Origin of the sequence: Mycobacterium sp. (assembly GCF_035499775.1) — a bacterium.
Classification (GTDB): domain Bacteria; phylum Actinomycetota; class Actinomycetes; order Mycobacteriales; family Mycobacteriaceae; genus Mycobacterium.
This window is the reverse complement of the sequence record NZ_DATJYB010000405.1, coordinates 1-23,268: the sequence shown is the minus strand read 5'-3', so window position 1 is coordinate 23,268 and position 23,268 is coordinate 1. Positions and strand designations below refer to the sequence as shown.

The window sequence follows — 23,268 nt, the reverse complement described above, 5'->3', positions numbered from 1 at the left end:
GGGCCGCCGCGGTCGGCGAGGCGCCACCGGCCACACCCGACAGAGCCGGCAAACCCCCCAACACACCGGCCAACGACTCCTGCCAGGACCCCAACTGCGTCGCCACCACCGACGCCCCCGAGTGATAGCCCGCCATCGCAGTCACATCGGCAGCCCACATCCGCTCGTAATCAGACTCCAGCGCCGCAATCGCCGGCCAGTTCTGCCCGAACAGATTCGACCCCACCAACGACACCACATCCATCCGATTGGCCGCCACCGCCACCGGATGCACCATCGCCGCCCGCGCCGCCTCAAACACCCCGGCCACCACCCGCGCCTGACCCGCCGCCCCCGCAGCCCGCGCCGCCGCCGCACTCAACCACCCCGCATATGGCGCAGCCGCCGCCGACATCGCCGCCGACGCCGCACCCTGCCATGCCGCACCCACCTCCCCCGCTAGGCCCGTAGTCACCGCCGAAAACGAATCCGCCGCCGACCCCAACTCCGCAGCCAGCCCATCCCACGCCGCCGCAGCCGCCAACATCGGCTCCGAACCCACACCAGAGAACATCCGCAAAGAATTAATCTCCGGCGGCAACACCAAAAAATTCATAACCGCCCCTCCTTCACCGGATTAATCCCATCCACCCGCCCGCGCGTTACTACCAAAAGCCGACCGCGCAACACTCCTAGGGACCCTAGGCCACCTGCCCCGACGAGCATCGGCATTTGCGGCACAACCCACCGTCTCGCCCGGCAAGCAATCGACAGCACACTCGTGCGCATCGGAAAAGCCTCGGCTGCGCGCATCGGTCAGATGCGGCAAACCCGAAAGCGACCAGGCCCGAGGCCGACGAGGCGCAAGCCGGCGCGACCTCTGCCGAGCGTCAGCGATGCGATTCGCCGCCGGTCCGGAGCAAACACCACGACCGGCCCGCGGAGCGCCTCAGCCGCCCTTGAGGCGCACCGCCAGGTAGTCGGCGACGTTGCCGATCGCGATGCGCTCCTGCGTCATCGCGTCGCGCTCGCGCACCGTGACGGCGTCGTCCTCAAGGGTGTCGAAATCGACTGTCACACAGAACGGGGTCCCGATCTCGTCCTGGCGCCGATAACGGCGCCCGATGGCCCCGGCGTCGTCGAAATCGATGTTCCAGCACTTCCGCAATTCGGCGGCCAGGTCGCGGGCTTTGGGACTCAAGTCGGCGTGCCGCGACAACGGCAGCACCGCGGCTTTCACCGGGGCCAGCCGCGGGTCGAGCCGAAGCAGCGAACGTTTGTCCATCCCGCCCTTGGCGTTTGGGGCTTCGTCCTCGGTGTAAGCATCGATCAGGAACGCCATGAACGACCGCGTCAGGCCGGCTGCCGGTTCGATGACGTAGGGCGTGTAGCGAGCATCGGCGACCTGGTCGTAGAACGACAGGTCGACGCCGGAATACTTTGCGTGCGTTGACAAGTCGAAGTCGGTTCGGTTGGCGACGCCTTCCAGCTCGCCCCACGGGTTGCCGACGAAGCCGAACTTGTACTCGATGTCGACGGTGCGGTCGGAGTAGTGCGACAACTTGTCTTTGGGGTGTTCGTAGAGCCGCAGGTTCTCCGAATCAATACCGAGGTCGACATACCACTGCAGCCGGGCGTCGATCCAATACTGATGCCATTCCTTGGCGGTCGCCGGCTCGACGAAGAACTCCATTTCCATTTGCTCGAACTCGCGGGTTCGGAAGATGAAATTGCCCGGGGTGATCTCGTTGCGGAAGCTCTTGCCGATCTGCCCGATACCGAACGGCGGCTTCTTACGGGCGGTCGTGACGATGTTGGCAAAGTTGACGAAGATGCCTTGCGCGGTCTCCGGGCGCAGATAGTGCAGCCCCTCCTCCGTCTCGATGGGCCCGAGGTGCGTCTTGAGCATCATGTTGAACTCGCGGGGGTCGGTCCACTGGCCCTTGGTGCCGCAATCCGGGCAAACGATCTCGGTCATCGGCACCGAATCGGGGTCGTCGATCCCCTTCTTGGCCGCGTAGGCCTCCTGCATGTGGTCCTGGCGGTGCCGGTGGTGGCAGTTCAGGCACTCCACCAGCGGGTCGTGGAACACCTCGACGTGGCCGGAGGCCACCCACACCTGCCGCGGCAGGATGATCGACGAATCGATTCCCACGACGTCGTCACGGCCGGTGACCACCGAGCGCCACCACTGCCGCTTGATGTTCTCCTTCAGTTCCACGCCCAGCGGGCCGTAGTCCCAGGCGGATTTTGTGCCGCCGTAGATCTCGCCTGAGGGAAAGACGAAACCGCGCCGTTTGGCCAGGTTGACTACGGTGTCGATGACGGACGCCACGGGGTAGTTCACTCCATTCACCCAGGATCGGGGCGGCCGGGAACCGCGCCGCGCAAAACATCAATCATGGTAGCGATCCGCGGCGGGTTCTTTGACATGCGTCATCATGCATGTGACAGTGGAAGTCAGCCGCAGGCTTTTGTCAATCTGGTTTCTGGACGGGTCCCGATGCCCTGGCACTTCTCGAGGTGATGACTCCCATATGGTGACGTCCTCGTCAATGCCGACGGCCGAAGCCGCCTCAACCGCAACGGTCGGCTCCGATCTGGAGGGCACCCACCAGCACGCCCGCAGCGGGTTGGGCGCATACCCGGCCCCGCCGCCGCGGGAGATTCTCGACGCGGCCGGCGAACTGCTGCGCGCGCTGGCCGCGCCCGTCCGGATCGCCATCGTGCTGCAGTTGCGCGAATCCCAGCGCTGCGTGCACGAGCTGGTCGACGCGCTGGGCGTGCCACAGCCGCTGGTCAGCCAGCATCTGAAGATCCTCAAAGCGGCCGGCGTCGTCGCCGGCGAGCGATCCGGCCGCGAAGTGCTTTACCGGCTCGCTGACCATCACCTGGCGCACATCGTCGTCGACGCGGTCGCTCATGCCGGCGAGGACGCGCCTTGACCCGCGCCGGTCAGGACGAGCAGCGCAGCGCCCGTTCCACCCGCCAGCGGGCAGCGGTTTCGACGCTGTTGGAGACGCTCGACGACTTCCGCTCGGCCCAGGAGATACACGACCAACTGCGCCGCCAGGGCGAGAACATCGGCCTGACCACCGTCTACCGGACGCTGCAGTCGATGGCGGCGGCGGGAATGGTCGATACGCTGCGCACCGACACCGGTGAATCGGTCTACCGCAGGTGCTCGGAGCATCATCACCACCATTTGGTCTGTCGCAGCTGCGGATCAACCATCGAGGTCGGCGGCCACGAGGTCGAGGCGTGGGCCGCGGAAGTGGCCACCAAGCACGGATACTCCGATGTCAGCCACACCATCGAAATCTTCGGCACCTGCTCGGAATGCGGGTCCTGAGCGTCTCCACCTGTCGTTTCAAGAATTCTTTTAGAAGTGCGCAAGCGGTTCGCAAGTGTGTATTGCGATTCTTCTGGGGAATTCTCCTGGAAACGAGCTTGAAGGCCCCCGGCCGGCAAGAGCTCCCTGAAGCGAAGCGAGACCCCCAATGCGGAGCCAACCATCGCCCCACTTGCGGCCGGTGCGGAATGTGGCAGCCCCCGAGCTGCAGTTCCGCAACATCCACGGCTATCGCCGCGCCTTCCGGATCGCCGGGTCCGGCCCGGCTCTGCTGCTGATCCACGGCGTCGGCTCCAACTCCGGTTCCTGGGAGCCCGTGCACGCCAAGCTTGCGCAGCGCTTCACCGTCATCGCACCGGACCTGCTGGGTCACGGCGAGTCCGACAAACCCCGCGCCGACTACTCGTTGGCGGCCTTCGCCAACGGCATGCGCGACCTGCTGTCCGCGCTTGATATCGACCGCGTCACCGTCGTCGGGCATTCGTACGGCGGCGGCGTCGCGATGCAGTTCGCCTACCAGTTTCCGCACCTGGTCGAGCGCGTCGTGCTGGTCAGCGCCGGCGGCGTCGCCCAGGACGTGAGCCTTGCGCTGCGGATAGCGGCACTGCCGGTGGCCGGCGAGGCGCTGGCCATGCTGCGGATGCCGGGCGCGCGACCGGCACTGCGACTCGTCGGCCGCGCTATCGGAACCCTGCTGGGCTCCACCAAGTACGGGCGCGATGCCGCCGACGCCGTCGGCGTGCTCGAGGACTTGCGGGAACGCCAAGCCCTGGCTGCGTTCCGGCGCACCTTGCGGTCGGTGGTCGACGCCCGCGGCCAGTTCGTGACCATGCTGGATCGCAGCTATCTGGTGCAATCTCTTCCGGTGCAAGTGATTTGGGGCGAACAGGACCCGGTAATCCCGGTGGAACATGCTCGCATCGCCCACGCCGCACTGGCCGGCTCGCGCCTCGAGATCTTCGAAGACTCCGGGCACGTGCCGTTCCGGGACCACCCGGATCGCTTCGTCGAGGTCGTCGAACGATTCATCGACACGACCCAACCGGCCGAGCACCAACAAGAACTGCTGCGCGCACTGCTGCAAGCTGCCAACGGCTCGACGGCAGTCGAAAACCGGGCGCTGGCGGAAGCGGCTGATTCGGCCCTGGAAGGACTCGACGAGGAAGAGGCGTCCTAGGCGGTCAACGCACGACGGATCTGGGCACCGGAATCCAGCACCAGCAGGATCAAGGTGCGCAACGCTTCGTCGGTCAAGGCGGCGCCGGGAAAGTTGTATCGCAGCATCACGTCGGCGGTTTTTGCCGCGCCCTTACCCGAGTTTCGCTGCACGGCCTTCTCGCTGATCTTCTCGGTCAGAGTCACCGTGCCGAGGTTGGAGTCGCGCGCCTGCTTGGCCACCTGGTCGGAGAGTTTCTTGGTCAGCGGCAAGTCCCACGCCACGATCTGGGTCAGGGACACCAGGTCGAGGTCCTCGGCGATGTTGACCACCCGCAACGACGCAAACGTACCGTCATGGCGCACTGTCAACCCGCCGTCGGATTCCTCCTCGACGGGCAGCACGTCGCGGAGGATCGATGCCAGCCGCTCCTGCAAAGATGGCATCAGGCGCTCCCAAAACGTCGGTTGCGGTCCGCATATTCTTCGCAGGCCGCCCACAGGTCGCGACGATCGTAGTCGGGCCACAGCTTGTCCTGGAAGATGTATTCGGCGTACGCCGACTGCCACAGCATGAAATTGCTGGCGCGCTGTTCCCCCGATGTCCGCAGAAAAAGGTCCACGTCGGGGATGTCCGGCCGCTGCAGGTGATGCGCCACCGTCGACTCGGTGATGCGCTCCGGGTTCAGCCGGCCGGCGGCTGCCAACCGTGCGATTTCCTTTGTGGCTTCGGCGATTTCGGCGCGGCCGCCGTAGTTGACGCAGTAGTTGACGGTGATGACGTCGTTGCCCCTGGTCATGTCCTCGGCGATCGCCAATTCGTTGATCACGCTGCGCCACAGCCGTGGCCGCGAACCCACCCACCGGATCTTGACCCCGATCGCCTTGAGGTTCACCCGGCGCATCCGCACCACGTCACGGTTGAAGCCCATCAGGAAGCGGACCTCCTCGGGGGAACGCTTCCAGTTTTCGGTGGAGAAGGCGTAGAGGCTGAGCCACTTGATCCCGATTTCGATTGCCCCACACACGACGTCGATGACTACCGCCTCGCCCGCCCTGTGGCCGTCGGTGCGCGTCAGTCCCCGTTGGGTGGCCCAGCGGCCGTTGCCGTCCATCACGATGGCCACATGATTGGGCAATCGATCCGCTGGGATCCGTGGCGCGACCGCCTTCGAAATGTGCTGCGGCGGCCGGCTCGGGCCACCGTCGCGAGACGGCGGCAGTTCGGGGAACACCACCGGCCACGTCGACCTGTCGGGAAAGGTCGGATAGTCGTCGGGGGCCGGGGGCAGTTGCGGGAACTCGCTGGAGATCGACTTGCGCTCGTTCCTAGCCACAGGCCATATCCTGCCCGACGTCCTGCCCGTCCCGGGCTGCGCGCCGATCGGCGATGGTGCGATCCACCTGGTACGTCCGCTCCACCAGAGGCAATGTTTTGAGCTGCCGTTCCAGATGCCATTGCAGGTGTGCGGCCACCAGCCCGCTGGCATGGTTGCGGTGGGATTGCGGTGCTTGCTGGGCGGCCTCCCAGTCGCCGTCGTGCAACGCCGACATCAGTTCCAGCACACCCAGCGGTGGTGTCGTCGAACCGGCCGGGCGACAGTGCGCGCAGACGCTGCCCCCGGCGGCGATGTGAAACGCCCGATGCGGGCCGGGTGTGGCACAGCGCGCGCACTCCGACAGCGCCGGCGCCCATCCGGCGATGCCCATGGCGCGCAGCAGGTAGGCGTCCAAGAGCAGGTCGCGAGGCCGGTTTCCATCCGCCACCGCCCGCAGTGCGCTCACCGTGAGCCGGTGTAGAGCCGGAACAGGCGCCCGCTCCTCACCGGCAAGGCGTTCGGCGGTCTCCAGCATCGCGCACCCGCAGGTGTACCGGCCGTAGTCGCTGACGATGTCGGTGGCGAACGCGTCAATCGAGACCACCTGGGTGACGATGTCGAGGTTGCGGCCGGGATGCAGTTGCGCGTCGATGTGCGCGAACGGCTCCAGCCGTGCGCCGAATTTGCTGCGGGTGCGACGAACACCCTTGGCCACGGCGCGAACCAGCCCGTGATCTCGGGTCAATAAGGTAACGATCCGGTCGGCTTCGCCGAGCTTGTGCTGGCGCAGCACTACAGCCCGGTCTCGATACAGCCGCATCACAATATTTTCGCACCCCACCACGACATCGCGGGTATCCGCGCCGATAGTCTCGTACCCCGTGGTTGGCGCTTCGGGATCCTCTTCTGCATCCGGTGGCCAGCGCCTGCCCACCCTGACTGACCTGCTTTACCAGCTGGCAACCCGCTCGGTGACTTCCCAGGAATTGGTCCGACGTTCCCTGCACGCCATCGATGTCAGCCAGCACACATTGAACGCCTTCCGCGTGGTTCTGACCGAATCCGCACTGGCCGACGCCGCGAGGGCCGACCGGCGGCGGGCCGCCGGCGCGACGGCACCGCTGCTGGGCATCCCGATCGCGGTCAAGGACGACGTGGACGTTGCTGGAGTCCCCACCGCGTTCGGTACCGAAGGGCACGTCCGGCCCGCGACCGAGGACGCCGAGGTGGTCCGCCGCCTGAAGGCCGCGGGCGCGGTGATCGTCGGCAAGACCAACACCTGCGAACTGGGCCAATGGCCGTTCACCAGCGGGCCCGGATTCGGGCACACCCGCAACCCGTGGTCGCGTCGGCACACGCCGGGCGGATCGTCGGGCGGTAGCGCGGCCGCGGTGGCCGCGGGGCTGGTCACGGCCGCTATCGGCTCCGACGGCGCGGGCAGCGTCCGCATCCCGGCCGCGTGGACGCACCTGGTCGGCATCAAGCCGCAGCGCGGCCGCATCTCGACCTGGCCGTTGCCGGAAGCATTCAACGGCATCACCGTCAACGGCGTGCTGGCCCGCACGGTGGCCGATGCGGCGCTGGTGCTCGACGCCGCCTCCGGCAACGTCGACGGCGATCGGCACAAGCCGCCCCCGATAACCGCATCCGAGTACGTCGGCATCGCGCCCGGCCCGCTGAACATCGCGCTGTCAACTCGCTTCCCTTACACGGCTTTTCGCGCGAAGTTGCATCCGGAGATCCTGGCCGCCACGCAGCGGATGGGCAAACAGCTCGAGTTGCTCGGCCACAACGTGATGCCGGGCAATCCCGACTACGGCCTGCGGGTGTCGTGGAACTTTCTGGCCCGCTCCACCGCGGGGCTGGTGGACTGGGAGGAGCGGCTGGGCGACGAAATCAACTGGGATCCCCGCACCGTGTCGAATTTCCGTACCGGCCGGGTGCTGGGGCAGGCGGTGCTGCGTAGCGCGCGCCGCCACGAGGCCGCCGACCAGCGCCGCGTGGGCTCGATCTTCGACATCGTCGACGTGGTGCTGGCACCGACCACCGCACTCCCGCCGCCGCTGGCCCGTTCCTTCGACCGGCTGGGTCCGATGGGCACCGACCGCGCGATCATCGCCGCGTGCCCGCTGGCGTGGCCGTGGAACTTGCTGGGCTGGCCGTCCATCAACGTGCCGGCCGGATTCACCTCCGACGGCCTGCCGATCGGTGTGCAGCTGATGGGACCGGCGAACAGCGAAGGCCTGTTGATCTCGCTGGCCGCCGAGCTGGAGGCCGTCTGCGGCTGGACGAACAAGCAGCCGAAAGTCTGGTGGGAGAGCGAGAAAGGCGCGCCACACCAAACCTCGTGACGCACGCGTTAAAAGCCTAGTCTGCCAAGTTGTTTGGGGTCTTGCTGCCAGTTCTTGGCGACCTTGACACGCAGGTCGAGATAAATTTTGGTACCCAGCAGCTTCTCGATCTGGCCGCGCGCCGCGGTACCCACTTCCCGCAGTCGGGCACCACCCTTGCCGATGACGATCCCCTTCTGGCTGGACCTTTCGACGTAGAGCACCGCGTACACGTCGGTCAGGTCGTCACGTCCCTCCCGGGGGCTGACCTCGTCGATCACCACCGCCAGCGAATGCGGCAGCTCGTCGCGCACTCCCTCCAGGGCGGCCTCGCGGATGAACTCGGCCATCAGAACCTCCTCGGGTTCGTCGGTCAGCTCACCGTCGGGGTAGTACGCCGGGCCCACCGGCAAGGCCGCGGCCAGCACGTCGATCAGCACGTCGACCTGCTCACCGGTCACCGCTGAAACCGGGACGATCTCGGCCGAGGTGGAGACGAGTTCGCTGACCGCGACGAGCTGGGCGGCCACTTTGTCCCTGGGCACTTTGTCGATCTTGGTGACGATGACGACCAGGGTCGTCTTCGGCGCGATCGACCGAATCTGGTCGACGATCCAGCGGTCGCCGGGACCGATCGCCTCGTCAGCCGGGATGCACAGCCCGATGACGTCCACCTCGGCGTAGGTGTCGCGGACGAGGTCGTTGAGCCGCTTGCCCAGCAGTGTGCGGGGTCGGTGCAGGCCGGGCGTGTCGACCAGGATGATCTGGAACTCCCCGCTCCGGTGCACGATTCCGCGGATGGTGTGGCGGGTCGTCTGCGGCCGTTTAGAGGTGATCGCCACCTTGGCGCCGACCAGAGCGTTGGTCAGCGTCGACTTGCCGGTGTTCGGCCGACCGACCAAACACACGAAGCCCGAACGGAATTCAGTCATGGCTCATAGCGGGTTCCCGGACCGGTCGGTCATGATCACCGACGCCATCGGCGACAGTTTGCGTACGGCGGCGATACCGGGGTCGTCGGCGGACCCGTCGACAAGCACCACGGCCGCAAGGCCGGTCGCCCCGCTCGATGCGGCCGCGGCCACCGCCGCCTGCAGGCCGGTCAGCTGCAGAGTCGACAAGTTCACCGACGCGGCCGCATACGTGCGGCCATCGGCATCGCGCACGGCGGCGCCGCTGGAGGCGTCGGCGCGCGCCATCGCGGCCCGTGCCAGCACCACCAGCTCGGCGTCCTCGGCATCCAGCGGCTCAACCATCGTCTTCGCTCCCCTCGGGTTCGGCCGGGCTCAACAGGACGGTGCCGATGCGTACCCGCCCCCGATGGTCGGGGCCGCCCTCGGCGTGCAGCCGCAGGCCGTGCGTCACCACCTCGGCGCCGGGCAGCGGGACCCGGCCCAGTTCCAGGGCAAGCAGGCCACCTACCGTGTCGACGTCCAGATCCTCGTCGAATTCCACCCCGTACAGCTCGCCGACGTCTTCGATCGGCAACCGTGCCGAAACGCGGAAACGCTTGTCGCCCAAGTCTTCTATCGGCGCCGTCTCGGCCTGGTCGTATTCGTCGGCGATCTCGCCGACGATCTCCTCCAGCACGTCTTCGATGCTCACCAGACCGGCTATCGCACCGTATTCGTCGACCAGCATCGCCATGTGGTTGCGGTCGCGCTGCATTTCCCGCAACAGCGTGTCGAGTGGCTTGGAGTCCGGCACAAACACGGCCGGGCGCATCACCTGCGCGACCGTGGTGGACCGCCCCCGGTCGGGTGCCAGGAAGGTCTGCTGCACAAGGTCTTTCAGGTAGACAACCCCGACGACGTCGTCGACGTTCTCCCCGATCACCGGGATCCGCGAGTGCCCGCTGCGTACCGCCAGAGTCGTCGCTTGGCCGGCCGACTTGTCGCTTTCGATCCAGACCATCTCGGTCCGCGGCACCATCACCTCGCGGGCCGGGGTGTCGCCGAGCTCGAAAACCGATTCGATCATCCGGCGCTCGTCGGCGGCGACTACACCGCGCTGCTGGGCCAGATCGACGACTTCACGCAGCTCGATCTCAGATGCGAAGGGCCCGTTTCTCAGGCCCGGACCCGGGGTGATCGCATTGCCGACAACCACCAGCAACCGGCTGATCGGCATCAGCAGCCACGAGATCGCCTGCAGCGGAATGGCAGTCGCCAACGAGATGGAATACGCGTGTTGGCGGCCCAGGGTACGCGGGCCCACGCCGATGAGCACGAAGCTGACCACCACCATGATGGCGGAGGTACCGAACACCGCCCAATCCAGGCCGAAGTTGTCGTACAGGAACACCACCAGCAGCACGGTCGCGTTGATCTCGCACGTGATACGCAGCAGCACCACCAGATTGATGTAGCGTGGCCGATCGGCCATCACCTTGGACAACGCCACCGCGCCGGGTCGGTTGTCGCGGACCAACTCCTGCACACGGGCCAGCGACACCGTGCTGATGGCACCGTCGATCGCCGTGAAAAGCCCACTCAGAATGATCAACGCGATCGCGCCGAGGAGCTGGTACAGACCGGTCAACTGTCGAAATACCTCGACTTGTCCAGCAACCGGCGATCCCGTTCTTCCTGGCGGTCAAGTTGGTAAGCCTCGACCTGGTCGGCGACCCACTCTTCGAGTAACCGGTCCTGCAGGGCGAACATCTCCTTTGCCTCGTCCTGCTCGCCGTGGTCGTAGCCGAGCAGATGGAGCACACCGTGGATGGTCAACAGCGCCAACTCATGTCCGAGGCTGTGACCCGCCACGAGCGCCTGCTCGGCGGCGAATTCCGGGCACAGCACGATATCGCCCAGCATGGCTGGCCCGGGCTCGGGCGCGTCGGGGCGACCACCGGGCTCCAGCTCGTCCATCGGAAAGCTCATCACGTCCGTCGGCCCGGGCAGGTCCATCCAGCGCATGTGCAGGTCCGCCATCGCCGCAGTGTCCAGCAGCAGCATCGACAGCTCGGCGGCAGGGTTGACGTCCATCTTGGCGATGACAAACCGCGCGACGCTGACAAGTTCGGCCTCGGAGACGTCGATGCCCGACTCGTTGGATACCTCGATGCTCATGAGCTGCTCATACGATCGATCACGGCACTCATCATCGGCGACCGCGGCCGCCCGATGCCCGCCGAGCCGCCCGGTTCATGCCCGAGCCGGGCTCCTCGTATTTCGCATACGCGTCGACGATCTCCGAGACCAGTCGGTGACGCACCACATCCACACTGGTCAACTCGGTGACGTGGATGTCGTCGACGCTGTCGAGAATGTCGATCGCCGAACGTAGACCGGACCTGGCGCCACCCGGAAGGTCGACCTGGGTGAGATCTCCGGTGACGACCATCTTCGACCCGAAACCCAGACGGGTGAGGAACATCTTCATCTGCTCGGCGGTGGTGTTCTGCGCTTCGTCGAGGACGATGAAGGCTGAATTAAGGCTCCTACCACGCATATACGCCAGCGGCGCGACCTCAATTACCCCGGCGGACATCAGCTTTGGGATCAGCTCGGGGTCCATCATGTCGTACAGCGCGTCATACAGCGGCCGCAGGTACGGGTCGATCTTCTCGCTCAGCGTGCCCGGCAGAAAGCCAAGGCGCTCACCGGCTTCCACCGCCGGACGGGTCAGGATGATGCGGGTCACCTGCTTGGTCTGCAGCGCGTTGACCGCCTTGGCCATCGCCAGGTAGGTCTTGCCGGTGCCGGCCGGGCCGACCCCGAAGACGATCGTGTTGGCGTCGATGGCGTCGACGTAGCGCTTCTGGTTGAGCGTCTTGGGCCGGATCGTCTTACCGCGGCGCGACAGAATGTCCAGGGTCAGGACCTCGGCCGGCGACTCGTTGCCGGTGCCGATCAGCATGGCCACACTGTGGCGCACCACCTCCGGCGTCAGCGGTTGTCCGGAGGCCACGATGGCGACCAGCTCGGAGATCGCCCGCTCGGCGAGTGCGACGTCGGCCGGCTCTCCGGACAGGGTGACGGCATTGCCTCGGACATGGAGATCGGCACTCAGCGTGCGTTCCAGTGCGCGCAGATTCTCGTCTGCCGAACCCAGCAGGCCCATGATGAGATCGGGCGGAACATCGATGCTGCTGCGAACTTGAGCGTCGGCTTGCCCGGCTCCAGCGACGTCAGCAGCGCTGGTCTCGCGGGGCGTCACGTGGTTACCAAGACCTTCGGGTGCCTGCTTCCTGGATTTTCTGACGCGGGATTCTTGACTCGTCAGTCTACCGCCGGCCAGGACGGCGTCCCAACGATTCGACCCCCGCGAGCAGGATGCCCAGTCCGCGCTCGAAGTCAGCCACCGCCGTCGATTGCTGGCTGGTTTGCGCCAGCGCCGCGATGTGTGGATGCTCCGCGCCGGCCAGCCCACCGATGCGCGCCGCAACAGCGATCTGCTCTCGTTCGCGCTCGGTTCCGGACAGTGGCCCGGCCAGTTCCACCTGAGCGCTGCCCATGACGAGGCCGAGCACCGCGCGAAAGCCGGCCAGCAGGTCGACGCCGGTAAGCCCGGCACGTCCGAGTGCCGCGATCAGCCGGTCTGCGGCCAGATAGCTCGACGACGAGACGGTGCGGCGGGTCAGCACCAGCGGGACGGCGTTGGGGTGCCGACGCATGGTCTCCCACATCGCTATCGCGACGGCCTGCACATCCTCCCGCCAATTGTCTGACACCGCAGGAAGTTCGACATCGGCGATCACGGCTTCGGCGACCAGCTCTTCGAGTTCGCCACGGTCCTTGACGTAGTTGTAGAGCGTCATCGGGCCAGTTCCCAGGGCCGCGGCCAGCGATCGCATGCTCAGCCCGCCCAGACCGTCGCGGTCGACGATCTCCAGCGCGGTCGCGGCAATGTCCGAAACCGTGAAGCGTGCCCGCACGGCGCTCCTCTCACTCAGTTGACACGTACATCGTACGTAAGATACAACACGTACAGCGTACGTATTGAGAGGAACACATGGCCGACACGATCACCGCCACATTCATGTCGCACGGCACCCGCTGCACCGCCTGGTTAACCCGACCGACGACACCGGGCCCGCATCCGGTCGTCGTCCTCGCGCACGGACTCGGCGCCAACCACACCATGTCCTTGCCCCGCTATGAGCAGCACTTCGCAGGGGCGGGCATCGCCACACTCGCATTCGACTACCGGCACCTGGGCAGCTCCGAGGGCACCCCGCGGCAACGGCTCAGCCTGCGCCGGCATCGCCAGGACATCGCTTCGGCGCTGGATTTCGTCCACGAATTGCCCGACATCGACCGCGGCCGCATTGCGTTGTGGGGCACCAGCCTCGGCGCGATGCACGTCCTGCGCATCGCCGCCGACCGGCACGAACTCGCGGCGGTGGTGGTGCAGTGCCCCATCGTCGACGGCCCGGCCGCGCTGCGCCGGATCGGGCTGCGCGCGACGCTGCGGGTCGGGCCGGCGATGGTCGAGGACGCCGTATGCGCCGCCGTCGGGCGCGGACGACGCTATATCCCCATCGTCGGGCAACCGGGCCGGCTGGCGGCGGTGACCGTGGCCGGAGCCGAGGAGGGCTGGAATTCCACCGTGGACCCCGGCGGGTCGTTCGACAACCGCATCGCGGCGGCGTGCGTCGCCGGCATCGCAGTGACGAGCGCCAAACGGGCGGCACGCCGGATCACAGCACCGCTGCTGGTCTGCGTATCGCGGCGCGAGACGCTGATGGATCCGCTGCATGCCGAGGATGTCGCCCGGCGCGCGCCCCGCGGCATGGCGCGGCACTACGACGGCGACCATTTCGCGATCTACCACCCACCTCTTCTCGCCGATCTGCTGGCCGACCAGACGGACTTCCTGCGGGAGCATCTTTATGTCTGAGCCACGGAACCTGCTGCACGACAACGACATCCGTTTCGTCGAATTCGCCGGCGGCCTGACCGACAGAGACTGGTCGCGACCAAGCCTGTGCACCGAGTGGACCAACCATCAAGTGCTGGCCCACCTCGTCCTGGGATACCGGGCGTCGCCGGCGGCGCTGGCAATCGGGTTGGCCAGGCATCGCGGATCCTTCGACCGCGCCAACCGGGCGCTGGCCGCCGACTTGGCAGAACGGAGCAGTCCGGCCGAGCTGATCGCGGAATTCGCCGCGCTGACCGTGCGGCCTCGGGGCATCGGCCGGGTGTTTCCCCGGCGATTATTGTTGGGCGACCATGTTATTCACGAACTCGACATCGCGTTGCCCCTGGGCCGGTGGCCCGCCGCCGAGGTCGCGGCTTTGGTCGCCGTGCTGAACACCCAAGTGCGCGTTCCGAATCCGTTCGTACCGGCGGCGGCATGGGCACGGGGGCTGAATCTGCGTGCCACCGACGCGGATTGGGCCCACGGCTCCGGTGGGCGCGACGTCGCCGGCGGAGCCGCCCAACTGGCGTCGGTGCTGGCCGGGCGCCCGTGGGCGCTGGATCAGCTCAGCGGCAGCGGCGTCGACGAGTTGCGGGCGCGCATCTCAGCGGCTTAACACCGTGTTGGCCGGCAGGTCCTTGTCGAGCACCTTGTGCGCCTGGGCAACGCCGGTCACGGGCAGCGACTCCTCGTCCAGGAGTCCAATCTGCACCAGCGCCGACGCCTGATCCCAGTAGATCCGTTCGTAGGCCACCTTCTCGCCATCGAAGCCCATCACGACCACGACCGGCAGCAGCACCGCGCGCCCGGTGGGCGCGACTCCGGGCAGGAACGTCGGCATCGGGATGTCGTGCGTGAACGACATCACCATCTCGTCGACCACGCGGTCTCTCCCGACGGTGCGACAGACCGGAATGATCTCGGTGTCGGCGGGCCAGTGCCCGACGAAGTAGTTCGCGTAGAAGTCGGCGACCCCGTCGGCGCCGACCCCGCCCATCATGGTGGGCACGTGGTTGACGAAGGGGTCGGCGGTCATCGTCGTCATGGTCGCGGCGACGTCCTTGCCGACGAACTCGTGGGCGACGTGCTCGTCGAAAATCGCACTCAAATCCGGCCTACGGCTACTCATCTGGAATGCTCCCTTCCTCACCACCGCGCTGATCCCATCGCTCAGTAAGCACACCCAGCGCGCCCAGCGCAACCGCGCCCGCGCTCGACGTACGCAGCACGGTCGGACCGAGCCGTACCGCAGCGGCGCCTGCGCCGGTCAAAGCGGCGAGCTCGTCCGGGGCGATACCGCCTTCCGGACCGACCAGCAGCATAAGCGAGTTTGCTTGCGCCACAGCCACATCCGCAAGCCGATCGGTGGCCGACTCATGCAGGGCCAGCACCACCGCGCCGGCGGCCACCTCGTCATGGATCCGTGCCGTCAGCGCCGCGGTCGACAGCACGCCGTCCACGGGTGGGATGTGCGCCCGACGGGATTGCCGGGCCGCCGAGCGGGCGACGGCGCGCCACCGGCGCAGACCCTTGTCCACCCGGGCGCCGTCCCAACTGGCCACACAGCGGGCCGCCTGCCAGGCCACGAACGCATCGGCACCGGCCTCGGTGGCCAATTCGATCGCCAGCTCGGAGCGCTCGGACTTGGGCAGCGCCTGCACCACCGTCACCGGCGGCTGCGCGGGCGCAACGCTCCACCGCTCCAGCACCCGGGCACCCAGCCCGTCGCGCCCGGCCTGCTCGACCAGACATCGGGCGAGGCCACCCGCGCCGTCGCCGAGCATCAGTTGCTCGCCGGGACGGATCCTGCGCACCGTGGCGGCGTGAAACCCTTCGTCGCCGGTGACGACCGCGAGCCCGCCGGTTTCGGGCAGTGCATCGACGTAGAACAGCGTCGCCACCATGTGCGCGACCCCTGAATGCCCGAACTAGCGCCCGGTGAACGTCTCACGTAGCCGGCTGAACAGTCCGCCACCGGCACTGTGTGTGGAGCGGACCTCGGCCACGTCCCGGTTGCGGCGGTTCTTGAACTCGCGCAGCAGCTCGGCGTCGTGGTGATCCAGCCGGGTCGGGACTACCACGTCGACGTGGACGTGCAGATTGCCCCGGTTGGCGGAGCGCAGCACCGGCATCCCGTGGCCACGCAGCGTGATGACCGAACCCGGCTGCGTGCCCGCCGGGACGGTGATCTCGCTCATGCCGTCCAGGATGGCGTCCAGGGTGACCGTGACGCCCAACGCAGCGTCGACCATCGGCACCGAAACCGTGCAGTGCAGGTCGTTACCGTCGCGGACGAAGATGTCATGGGCTTGCTCGTGGACCTCGACATAGAGGTCACCCGCCGGCCCTCCCCCGGGTCCGACCTCACCCTGTGCGGCGAGCCGGACTCGGTTCCCGTCGATGACGCCGGCCGGAATCTTGACGCTGATCTCCCGACGGGCCCGCACCCGGCCGTCGCCGACGCACTGGTGGCACGGATCGGGGATGACCACGCCGACGCCGCGGCAGGTCGGGCACGGCCGCGACGTCACCACCTGACCCAGCAGCGAACGTTGCACGCTCTGCACCTCACCGCGACCACCACAGGTGTCGCAGGGTATCGGTGCGGAGTCGCCGTTGGTGCCCTTGCCCTGACACCGGTCGCACAACACCGCGGTGTCCACCGTGACCTGCTTGGTGACACCGCTCGCACACTCTTCGAGATCGAGCCGCAGCCGCAGCAGCGAATCCGAACCCGGCCGGACCCGGCCGATAGGACCGCGTGATGCCGTAGTTCCCCCGAAGCCACCGCCGAAGAACGCCTCGAAAACGTCACTCAGGCCGCCGAAGCCACCGAACCCTCCCGCCGAAGCGCCGACGTTTTCCATCGGATCCCCGCCCAAATCGACGATCCGGCGTTTCTCCGGATCGCTCAGCACTTCGTACGCGACGCTGATCTCCTGGAATTTCGCCTGCGCGGCCTGATCGGGATTGATGTCGGGATGCAGTTCGCGCGCCAGTTTGCGATAGGCGCGCTTGATGTCGGCATCGCTGGCGTTCCTGCTCAGCCCGAGCAACCCGTAGTAATCGCGTGCCACGCCTGATTCTCCTATGCGGGGGTCTGGTGCCGCGCGTTATGCGGCGCTGTACAAATTCTGCAGTGGGCGCGCGATCATCGCGCACCCAGAACTTCGCCAATATAAAGAGCAACCGCGGCAACGCTGGCGATAGTTCCCGGATAGTCCATCCGAGTAGGCCCCAGCACACCCATTCCGCCGTACACGGTGTCCTGGGTTCCGTAGGCGGTGGACACCATCGAGGTGCCCACGATCTGCTCGGCCGCCGTCTCATGACCGATGCGGACCGTCACCTTGCCGGCCTCCTGCTGGGCGGCCAGCAGCCGCAGCACCACGACCTGCTCCTCGAGTGCTTCCAGGATCGACCGCAACGAACCACCGAAGTCGGCGGCGTTGCGGGTCAGGTTGGCGGTGCCGCCCATCAGCAAGCGTTCATCGGTGTGCTCCACCAGCGATTCCAGCAAAACGGTCGCCGCACGCCCGACGGCGTCGCCCAACCGGCCGGCGCCGCGGAGTTGGCCCGCGAGCTCGGAAACGGCGATCGACGCCGCGGAGAGTTTCTTGCCCTCCAGCGCCTGGCCGAGCATTTCCCGCAACTGCGAAAGCTGGTGATCGTCGATCACGTCGCCGAGTTCGACGATGCGCTGATCCACCCGGCCGGACTCGGTGATCACCACCATCAGCAGCCGGGCGGGCGTCAGCGCGATGACCTCGAGATGACGGACGGTCGACGTCGACAACGTCGGGTACTGGACAACCGCCACCTGGCGGGTCAACTGGGCCAGCAGCCGTACCGCTCGGCGCAGCACGTCGTCGAGGTCGACGCCGGATTCCAGGAAGCCCTGAATCGCACGCCGCTCGGCCGACGAGAGCGGCTTGACGTCTTCCAGCCGGTCGACGAACTCGCGGTAGCCCTTCTCGGTGGGCACCCGTCCCGAGCTGGTGTGCGGCTGGGTGATGTACCCCTCGGCCTCGAGCACGGCCATGTCGTTGCGGATGGTGGCGCTGGAGACGCCCAGGTTGTGCCGGTCCACCAGGGACTTCGAACCGATCGGTTCCTTGGTGGCGACGAAGTCGGCGACGATGGCGCGCAGCACCTCGAAGCGACGATCGTCGGCGCTTCCCATCGGCGGTCACCTCCTCGGCAGCTGCTAGACCGGCCCAGACCGGTTCATTTTACGGGCTCGCGAGCCGCCGACCTCACCACCAACCGGGCGAGCAGACGCAACAGCCCCCTTTTCGTCGGCGTGCCAGGGGTTTTTGCGTCTGTTCGCGAGGGCCCTAGGTTTCCGGTTAGCCTGTCCACCATGGTTTCGTCGGGCCGGACCAACGCGTGATCTTCAAGGGCGTTCGGGATGGCAAGCCGTACCCCGAGCATGGGCTGTCCTACCGAGACTGGGCGCAGATACCGCCGCAGCAGATCCGGCTCGACGAATTGGTCACCACGACGACCGTGCTTGCGCTGGACCGGTTGCTCTCCGAGGACTCCACTTTCTATGGCGACCTTTTCCCGCACGCGGTGAAGTGGCGGGGCATCACCTATCTCGAGGACGGCCTGCACCGGGCCGTGCGCGCCGCGCTGCGTAATCGCACCGTGCTGCATGCGCGGGTGTTCGACATGGACATTCCGCTGGGCGAGCAGACGTAACGGTCACATCTGGGTGGCGCCGGGTGTCGACTTGGTCAGGACCACCCGAACCTTCCGGAGGACGCCATGCCCCGCCTCAACGGAGTCTCGGACCGCGACGCCGGTCTGAGCGCCAAGATCGCCCTCTTCATCACCAAGCGCAAGCTGGCGAAAATGGCCGGAATCGCGACCTTGGACAACGTGGCGATGCTCGAACCGCTGCGGATCTACGCGCACATCCCGAGGTTGCTCAACGCCTACGGCCGGCTGGAACAGGCAGAGTCGAAACTGGATGTGCTCAGTCCGCGCCACCGCGCACTGGCCGAGCTGAAGTCGGCGATGACCGTCCGCTGCATGTATTGCACCGACCTGGGTTCGGCGATCGCCCGCACTTGGGGGATCTCGGACGAAGAGCTGCTCGCGATGGCCGATTACCAGAACGCGTCGTGCTTCTCCGAGGTCGACAAGCTGATCCTGGATTACGCCACCGCGGTCAGCCGCACGCCGGTCGTGGTGAGCGACGAGCTTTTCGACGCGCTGAGCGCCCACTTCGACACCGCCGCACTGGTCGGACTCACCCACGTCATCACGCTGGGCAACCTGCGTGGCCGGCTCAATGTGGCACTCGAGATCGGGTCGTCCGGTTTTTCCGACGGCGCGGTCTGCGCGGTGGCCGACGCGGGCGCATGACTGGCGGTACCGGGTTAACCGCCCGGTTCCAGGCGGCGCGGCCGCAGCTGGGCGCCGTCGCCTATCGGATGCTGGGTTCGGTCGACGACGCCGAGGACGCCGTGCAGGAGGCGTGGCTGCGGCTCAGCCGCGGCACCGACGAGATCGACAACCTCGACGCGTGGCTGACCACCGTGGTCGCCCGCATCTGCCTGAACACGCTGCGCGAGCGCCGCTCCCGGGAGCAGCTGATTGCGCACTTGCCGGACCCGATCGTGGATGCGGATGACGAATTCGACCCGGCACACCGCGCGATGCTGGCGGACGCGGTGGGCATGGCGCTGTTCGTGGTGCTGGACACGTTGTCGCCGTCCGAACGGCTGGCGTTCGTCCTACACGACGTCTTCGCGGTGCCGTTCGACCAGATCGCGCCGATCGTCGACCGGTCACCCGAGGCCACCCGCAAGCTGGCCAGCCGCGCCCGCCGGCGCATCCGGCAGGCGGATCCGGTTCCCGACGGCGATGTCGCCGCGCAACGCGAGGCGGTCGACGCGTTCTTCGCGGCCGGACGCGCCGGCGACTTCGACCGGCTGGTGTCGGTGCTGGACCCCGACGTGTCGTTGCGCGGCGACTTCGGGCCGCATGCCGATGGGTTCCGCGCCGAGGGCGCGTCCACGGTGGCCAAGCTGGCACGCAGTTACGCCGGACCCGACCGTGAGGTGCGCGCCGCGGTAATCAACGGCGCCGCCGGTGCGGTGATCTTCGTCGCCGGGCGAGCGACGGCAATCATGGGGTTCGTGGTGCGAGACGGCCGGATTGCCGCGATCGACGTCCTGGCCGACCAGGCGCGCATTGCCCGGATCGACTTGTCCGCAGTGACGGGTTAGCTGGTCGCTGCCTGCAGCAGGGCGAACGCGGAGTCGTGCTGCAGCACCCAGTTGCCACCTTGGTCGATGAACATCAGGTGCTTGGTGACCGGCCCGGCCAGCTTCGGACCCGCGATGGCCACGTCGGCCTGAGCCGCATTCGGACCGGCCGGCGCAATATTGGTCACGGTGAACGTCTGGGGAAACTTCCCGTCGCGAGCGGCCTTGTGCAGGTCGTGGTCGGCGTCACGGGCTTCAGTCGGGTTGATGCCGTTTTCGACGAGATTGTTCTTGGCCGCGGCGGGCACGTTGGGATCGGTGGCTTGGGCGCAAAGAACGGACAGCTGTTGTGGGTTCGGCAGTCCCTGCGCGGAGGCGACGGACGCCACGCCGATGGCGGCGGCTCCGATCGCGCCGACGGCAGCCACACCGGTGGCGATGGATTTGATGGTCTTGTTCTTGATCGTCATTGTCATGGTCGGGTCCTCCCCTTCGAAACCCATGGGACGTGGCGGAACATCCCCACGTTGGTAACGCTTCCCATGGTGCAGACGGTGCAATTGTGCCTCGTGTGGTTGCCGATTTGTGTCTCAACCCGGTCACGTTACCGCCAAATTAAGCGCATTTGCACTATCCAGTCTTTGTGTCTCCGCCCATCTAGAGCGGTCCAAAGTCGCTGCCCTAGTCTCAATAGCTTGTCTGAATTGCATTCAAAGCCGAAAGGGGCTGCGGGTTGACCGGCGTCACCGACCCCGAACACAGATATCCCGAACAAACGAGATTCGCGTTCCGTCCTGGCGTCACCTGCTTGACCACACCCGCTGGGGCCGTGCTGCTGAATCCACCGCGCAGCGAGAAGCTCACCGGGTTGACCGCGGGTCAGCTACAGGCACTCAAGACGCTGAATCAAGGGCCGGCAGCCGTGGCCGAGACGGCACCGGAAGTCGGGACCCTGATAAATGGTCTTGCCACGCGCGGCTGGCTGACGATCACCGTGCGCGACGCCGGGAAGGATCTGTACTCCATCCTGCCGTTCGGCCATCCCCCGGTGCGGCCAACCCCGTTGCCGCGATCGGCCGTGTTGTCTAAATTCGCTGTACTGCACCGGGATTCAGAAGGATTCGTCCTCGAGCATCCGCTGGCGTGGTGCGACGTGCGCATCCATGACCCACGTCTGCTCGTCCTGCTCGACGGGGTCGAAGCTTCGTCGACCGCGCTCGCCGCGCAATTCATCGAGGACCTGCGCTGGTGCGGCATGCTCGTTTCCGCCGACGAGGACGACGGCTTCGAGGGGCTGAGCTGGAGCGCACCGGATCTGTGGTTTCACCGTCGCAGTACGCTCGGTGAGCGCACCGTCACCTGGGAACATTTCGGCCCGACCAAGTGGGCCAAGGGCCGATTTCCGCAACCACCCGCGCGGCGGCCGAACTATCCGGGTGCGCTGATCGCGCTGACCACCCCCGACCTGACCGCCTCTCGGGCCCAGGACCCGACACTGACGGCCGTGCTCGAAGATCGGGTTTCCACAAGAACATTCGACGAGGCTCACCCGATCACCGTCGGGCAACTGGGCGAATTGCTCTACCGCACAGCGCGGACCCGCAGAACTCAGCCAGTCGATCAGGGCGAGGAACTGCTCTCCCGCCCATACCCTTCCGGCGGCGGCATCTACGAACTCGAGCTCTACCCGGTGGTGCGCAACGTCGCCGGGCTCGAACCTGGCATGTACCACTACGATTCGTTTGATCACGCGCTGCGCCCGGTAGCCGCCGCGGACTCGCGGGCGGTAGCCCAGCTGATCAAGCCGACGGCAGCGACGCTCACCGGGGGCGCGGAGCCGCAAGTGCTCCTCGTCATTGCCGCCCGCTGCGGCCGGATCATGTGGACCTACGAACAGATCGGCTACGCCGCCGTTCTCAAGGATGTCGGCGTGCTGATGCAGACCATCTACTTGGCCGCGACCGCGATGGGCCTTGGTGCCTGCGCACAAGGATTCGGTGACACCGCGGCGTTCGTCGCGGCCACCGGGGTCGACGAACGGCAGGAGTGCAGCGTCGGCAGCATCATCGTCGGCACTGCGGCGAACTAACTGCGCGAGCTGGAGGCACCTCCCGCTTGCGGGGGAACGCAAAGCACTCTTTCGTCGGTGTGTCGGGTGCTTTTGCGTCTGCTCGCCGCAGCTGCGAAACCTCTTGCGCCACAGACGTTTCTTGTCGGTGGCTGTTCCTAGAATGTGAGGTATGGGTGCCAGCACGCGGGAGCAGATCGTCGAGGTGTTCGACGCGCTGGACGCCGACGCGGACCGCCTGGGCGAGTTGACCTTCGACGTGCTCACCACCCCCGAACGGCTGCGCGCGATGGAGCGCCTGGAACGCCTGGGGCGCCGGCTGCGCGCCCCCCAGCACACCCTGATCAACGAACTCCACGCCCAAGCCGGCAAGGAAGAACTCGGCGGCACGCTGCGCGAGGCGCTGGCCAACCGGCTGCGCATCACCAAAGCCGACGCCGGCCAACGCATCGCCGACGCCGAAGACCTCGGGGAGCGCCGGGCATTGACGGGTGAGGCGTTGGCGCCGCAACTGGCCGCCACCGCGGCCGCCCAACGCCGGGGTGTGATCGGTGACGGACACGTCAAGGTGATCCGCAACCTGCTCGCCCACCTGCCCGTGGAGGTGGACGTGTGCACCCGCGAGGCCATCGACGCCGATCTGGCCGACAAGGCCGGCGGGTATCGCCCCGACGAGCTGGCGAAATATGCCCAACGGATCATGGACTGGCTGCACCCCGACGGCGACTACCGCGAGCAGGAACGGCTGCGCAAACGCGGCCTCACCCTGGGCAAGCAGGACCACGACGGCATGTCCCGCCTCAGTGGGCTACTCACCCCCCAACTGCGCGCCGCCCTGGAGGCCATGCTGGCCAAACTGGCCGCCCCCGGAGCATGCAACCCCGAAGACGAAAACCCCGTGGTCGATGCCACACCCGATCAGGACGCCGTCCGCCGCGATCACCGCACCACCGCCCAACGCAATCACGACGGACTACTGGCC

Annotated in this window: 27 protein-coding genes; 11 read left to right on the top strand and 16 right to left on the bottom strand. The window is 66.9% G+C overall.

Going from position 1 to position 23,268, the window contains the following annotated elements:
* Together VML93_RS25165 and VML93_RS25160 are read right to left on the bottom strand one after the other, a co-directional pair.
* On the bottom strand, window positions 1-595 hold a 595-nt coding region (locus tag VML93_RS25165; RefSeq protein ID WP_325614992.1), incomplete at its 3' end, for a PPE family protein.
* A gap of 333 nt (window positions 596-928) precedes the next feature.
* A complete protein-coding gene (locus tag VML93_RS25160) occupies window positions 929-2,326 on the bottom strand; it encodes a glycine--tRNA ligase (protein ID WP_325614991.1) in 1,398 nt (465 codons plus the stop codon).
* Window positions 2,327-2,516: 190 nt separating this feature from the next.
* Between VML93_RS25160 and VML93_RS25155 the strand changes: the two genes are divergently transcribed.
* The 3 genes from VML93_RS25155 to VML93_RS25145 all read left to right on the top strand — a co-directional run bounded on the left by VML93_RS25155 (window position 2,517) and on the right by VML93_RS25145 (window position 4,508).
* A complete protein-coding gene (locus VML93_RS25155; RefSeq protein ID WP_325614990.1) occupies window positions 2,517-2,924 on the top strand; it encodes a metalloregulator ArsR/SmtB family transcription factor in 408 nt (135 codons plus the stop codon).
* Window positions 2,921-3,331, top strand: coding sequence for a Fur family transcriptional regulator (locus tag VML93_RS25150; protein ID WP_325614989.1), 411 nt, complete (start codon window positions 2,921-2,923; stop codon window positions 3,329-3,331). The genes VML93_RS25155 and VML93_RS25150 overlap by 4 nt, the downstream gene beginning before the upstream one ends.
* A 148-nt stretch (window positions 3,332-3,479) precedes the next feature.
* Window positions 3,480-4,508, top strand: a complete 1,029-nt coding sequence (locus VML93_RS25145; RefSeq protein WP_325614988.1) for an alpha/beta hydrolase — start codon at window positions 3,480-3,482, stop codon at window positions 4,506-4,508.
* Here the strand turns inward: VML93_RS25145 and VML93_RS25140 are convergent.
* The 3 genes from VML93_RS25140 to recO are packed head-to-tail and all read right to left on the bottom strand — an operon-like array spanning window position 4,505 to window position 6,625.
* A complete protein-coding gene (locus VML93_RS25140) occupies window positions 4,505-4,933 on the bottom strand; it encodes a hypothetical protein (RefSeq protein WP_325614987.1) in 429 nt (142 codons plus the stop codon). The two genes, VML93_RS25145 and VML93_RS25140, sit on opposite strands and share 4 nt — an antisense overlap.
* Window positions 4,933-5,823: a decaprenyl diphosphate synthase gene (locus VML93_RS25135; protein ID WP_325614986.1), complete on the bottom strand. Its 891-nt coding sequence runs from the start codon at window positions 5,821-5,823 to the stop codon at window positions 4,933-4,935. The genes VML93_RS25140 and VML93_RS25135 overlap by 1 nt, the downstream gene beginning before the upstream one ends.
* Window positions 5,816-6,625 carry a DNA repair protein RecO gene (recO, locus tag VML93_RS25130; protein ID WP_325614985.1) on the bottom strand — a complete coding sequence of 270 codons (810 nt, stop codon included), beginning with the start codon at window positions 6,623-6,625 and terminating at the stop codon, window positions 5,816-5,818. Before recO ends, VML93_RS25135 begins: the two co-directional genes overlap by 8 nt.
* Window positions 6,626-6,686: 61 nt before the next feature.
* Here recO and VML93_RS25125 point away from each other — a divergent pair, with 61 nt between their 5' ends.
* Entirely contained in the window at window positions 6,687-8,156 is a 1,470-nt protein-coding gene (locus VML93_RS25125) for an amidase (protein WP_325614984.1), read from the top strand.
* A gap of 8 nt (window positions 8,157-8,164) precedes the next feature.
* Here the strand turns inward: VML93_RS25125 and era are convergent, their stop codons facing one another.
* From era to VML93_RS25095, 6 genes are all read right to left on the bottom strand, one after another.
* Window positions 8,165-9,067, bottom strand: coding sequence for a GTPase Era (era, locus tag VML93_RS25120; RefSeq protein ID WP_325614983.1), 903 nt, complete (start codon window positions 9,065-9,067; stop codon window positions 8,165-8,167).
* Window positions 9,068-9,070: 3 nt separating this feature from the next.
* Entirely contained in the window at window positions 9,071-9,391 is a 321-nt protein-coding gene (locus VML93_RS25115; RefSeq protein WP_325614982.1) for a cytidine deaminase, read from the bottom strand.
* Entirely contained in the window at window positions 9,384-10,676 is a 1,293-nt protein-coding gene (locus tag VML93_RS25110) for a hemolysin family protein (protein WP_325614981.1), read from the bottom strand. Before VML93_RS25110 ends, VML93_RS25115 begins: the two co-directional genes overlap by 8 nt.
* Complete coding sequence (ybeY, locus tag VML93_RS25105) at window positions 10,673-11,206, bottom strand: rRNA maturation RNase YbeY (RefSeq protein WP_325614980.1); 534 nt, start codon at window positions 11,204-11,206, stop codon at window positions 10,673-10,675. The genes VML93_RS25110 and ybeY overlap by 4 nt, the downstream gene beginning before the upstream one ends.
* 31 nt (window positions 11,207-11,237) lie before the next feature.
* On the bottom strand, window positions 11,238-12,296 hold the full coding sequence (locus VML93_RS25100; RefSeq protein WP_325614979.1) for a PhoH family protein: 1,059 nt from the start codon (window positions 12,294-12,296) through the stop codon (window positions 11,238-11,240).
* A 67-nt stretch (window positions 12,297-12,363) separates the two neighbouring features.
* Window positions 12,364-13,014, bottom strand: coding sequence for a TetR/AcrR family transcriptional regulator (locus VML93_RS25095; protein WP_325614978.1), 651 nt, complete (start codon window positions 13,012-13,014; stop codon window positions 12,364-12,366).
* Window positions 13,015-13,091: 77 nt separating this feature from the next.
* On the opposite strand from VML93_RS25095, the gene VML93_RS25090 reads away from it, so the two are divergent.
* Complete coding sequence (locus VML93_RS25090) at window positions 13,092-13,979, top strand: alpha/beta hydrolase (RefSeq protein WP_325614977.1); 888 nt, start codon at window positions 13,092-13,094, stop codon at window positions 13,977-13,979.
* A complete protein-coding gene (locus VML93_RS25085) occupies window positions 13,972-14,616 on the top strand; it encodes a maleylpyruvate isomerase family mycothiol-dependent enzyme (protein WP_325614976.1) in 645 nt (214 codons plus the stop codon). The genes VML93_RS25090 and VML93_RS25085 overlap by 8 nt, the downstream gene beginning before the upstream one ends.
* Here the strand turns inward: VML93_RS25085 and VML93_RS25080 are convergent.
* The 4 genes from VML93_RS25080 to hrcA all read right to left on the bottom strand — a co-directional run bounded on the left by VML93_RS25080 (window position 14,605) and on the right by hrcA (window position 18,183).
* Window positions 14,605-15,129 carry a nuclear transport factor 2 family protein gene (locus VML93_RS25080; RefSeq protein WP_325614975.1) on the bottom strand — a complete coding sequence of 175 codons (525 nt, stop codon included), beginning with the start codon at window positions 15,127-15,129 and terminating at the stop codon, window positions 14,605-14,607. The genes VML93_RS25085 and VML93_RS25080 overlap by 12 nt on opposite strands.
* On the bottom strand, window positions 15,122-15,904 hold the full coding sequence (locus VML93_RS25075; protein WP_325614974.1) for a 16S rRNA (uracil(1498)-N(3))-methyltransferase: 783 nt from the start codon (window positions 15,902-15,904) through the stop codon (window positions 15,122-15,124). The genes VML93_RS25080 and VML93_RS25075 overlap by 8 nt, the downstream gene beginning before the upstream one ends.
* A 24-nt stretch (window positions 15,905-15,928) precedes the next feature.
* Entirely contained in the window at window positions 15,929-17,077 is a 1,149-nt protein-coding gene (gene dnaJ / locus VML93_RS25070; RefSeq protein ID WP_325614973.1) for a molecular chaperone DnaJ, read from the bottom strand.
* A 74-nt stretch (window positions 17,078-17,151) separates the two neighbouring features.
* Entirely contained in the window at window positions 17,152-18,183 is a 1,032-nt protein-coding gene (hrcA, locus tag VML93_RS25065) for a heat-inducible transcriptional repressor HrcA (protein WP_325614972.1), read from the bottom strand.
* A 206-nt stretch (window positions 18,184-18,389) separates the two neighbouring features.
* Here hrcA and VML93_RS25060 point away from each other — a divergent pair, with 206 nt between their 5' ends.
* The 3 genes from VML93_RS25060 (at window position 18,390) to VML93_RS25050 (ending at window position 20,239) form a co-directional block, all read left to right on the top strand.
* Window positions 18,390-18,704 carry a type II toxin-antitoxin system VapB family antitoxin gene (locus tag VML93_RS25060; protein ID WP_325614971.1) on the top strand — a complete coding sequence of 105 codons (315 nt, stop codon included), beginning with the start codon at window positions 18,390-18,392 and terminating at the stop codon, window positions 18,702-18,704.
* A 66-nt stretch (window positions 18,705-18,770) separates the two neighbouring features.
* Window positions 18,771-19,373 (top strand): carboxymuconolactone decarboxylase family protein, encoded by a 603-nt coding sequence (locus VML93_RS25055; protein WP_325614970.1) that lies wholly within the window; start codon window positions 18,771-18,773, stop codon window positions 19,371-19,373.
* Window positions 19,370-20,239 carry a sigma-70 family RNA polymerase sigma factor gene (locus VML93_RS25050; RefSeq protein WP_325614969.1) on the top strand — a complete coding sequence of 290 codons (870 nt, stop codon included), beginning with the start codon at window positions 19,370-19,372 and terminating at the stop codon, window positions 20,237-20,239. The genes VML93_RS25055 and VML93_RS25050 overlap by 4 nt, the downstream gene beginning before the upstream one ends.
* Here VML93_RS25050 and VML93_RS25045 read toward each other — a convergent pair.
* Window positions 20,236-20,694, bottom strand: coding sequence for a hypothetical protein (locus tag VML93_RS25045; protein ID WP_414686439.1), 459 nt, complete (start codon window positions 20,692-20,694; stop codon window positions 20,236-20,238). The two genes, VML93_RS25050 and VML93_RS25045, sit on opposite strands and share 4 nt — an antisense overlap.
* 227 nt (window positions 20,695-20,921) lie before the next feature.
* Here VML93_RS25045 and VML93_RS25040 point away from each other — a divergent pair, with 227 nt between their 5' ends.
* Both VML93_RS25040 and VML93_RS25035 read left to right on the top strand, forming a co-directional pair.
* A complete protein-coding gene (locus VML93_RS25040) occupies window positions 20,922-22,307 on the top strand; it encodes a SagB family peptide dehydrogenase (RefSeq protein WP_325614993.1) in 1,386 nt (461 codons plus the stop codon).
* A gap of 151 nt (window positions 22,308-22,458) precedes the next feature.
* On the top strand, window positions 22,459-23,268 hold an 810-nt coding region (locus tag VML93_RS25035; protein WP_325614968.1), incomplete at its 3' end, for a DUF222 domain-containing protein.

Excerpts from the sequence above, each read along its gene's own strand:
- VML93_RS25155 (WP_325614990.1), top strand. The coding sequence starts at position 2,517 with ATGGTGACGTCCTCGTCAATGCCGACGGCCGAAGCCGCCTCAACCGCA.
- VML93_RS25145 (WP_325614988.1), top strand. The coding sequence starts at position 3,480 with ATGCGGAGCCAACCATCGCCCCACTTGCGGCCGGTGCGGAATGTGGCA.
- VML93_RS25140 (WP_325614987.1), bottom strand. The coding sequence starts at position 4,933 with ATGCCATCTTTGCAGGAGCGGCTGGCATCGATCCTCCGCGACGTGCTG.
- recO (WP_325614985.1), bottom strand. The coding sequence starts at position 6,625 with ATGCGGCTGTATCGAGACCGGGCTGTAGTGCTGCGCCAGCACAAGCTC.
- era (WP_325614983.1), bottom strand. The coding sequence starts at position 9,067 with ATGACTGAATTCCGTTCGGGCTTCGTGTGTTTGGTCGGTCGGCCGAAC.
- VML93_RS25115 (WP_325614982.1), bottom strand. The coding sequence starts at position 9,391 with ATGGTTGAGCCGCTGGATGCCGAGGACGCCGAGCTGGTGGTGCTGGCA.
- ybeY (WP_325614980.1), bottom strand. The coding sequence starts at position 11,206 with ATGAGCATCGAGGTATCCAACGAGTCGGGCATCGACGTCTCCGAGGCC.
- VML93_RS25090 (WP_325614977.1), top strand. The coding sequence starts at position 13,092 with ATGGCCGACACGATCACCGCCACATTCATGTCGCACGGCACCCGCTGC.
- VML93_RS25085 (WP_325614976.1), top strand. The coding sequence starts at position 13,972 with ATGTCTGAGCCACGGAACCTGCTGCACGACAACGACATCCGTTTCGTC.
- VML93_RS25080 (WP_325614975.1), bottom strand. The coding sequence starts at position 15,129 with ATGAGTAGCCGTAGGCCGGATTTGAGTGCGATTTTCGACGAGCACGTC.
- VML93_RS25075 (WP_325614974.1), bottom strand. The coding sequence starts at position 15,904 with ATGGTGGCGACGCTGTTCTACGTCGATGCACTGCCCGAAACCGGCGGG.
- hrcA (WP_325614972.1), bottom strand. The coding sequence starts at position 18,183 with ATGGGAAGCGCCGACGATCGTCGCTTCGAGGTGCTGCGCGCCATCGTC.
- VML93_RS25055 (WP_325614970.1), top strand. The coding sequence starts at position 18,771 with ATGCCCCGCCTCAACGGAGTCTCGGACCGCGACGCCGGTCTGAGCGCC.
- VML93_RS25050 (WP_325614969.1), top strand. The coding sequence starts at position 19,370 with ATGACTGGCGGTACCGGGTTAACCGCCCGGTTCCAGGCGGCGCGGCCG.
- VML93_RS25045 (WP_414686439.1), bottom strand. The coding sequence starts at position 20,694 with ATGACAATGACGATCAAGAACAAGACCATCAAATCCATCGCCACCGGT.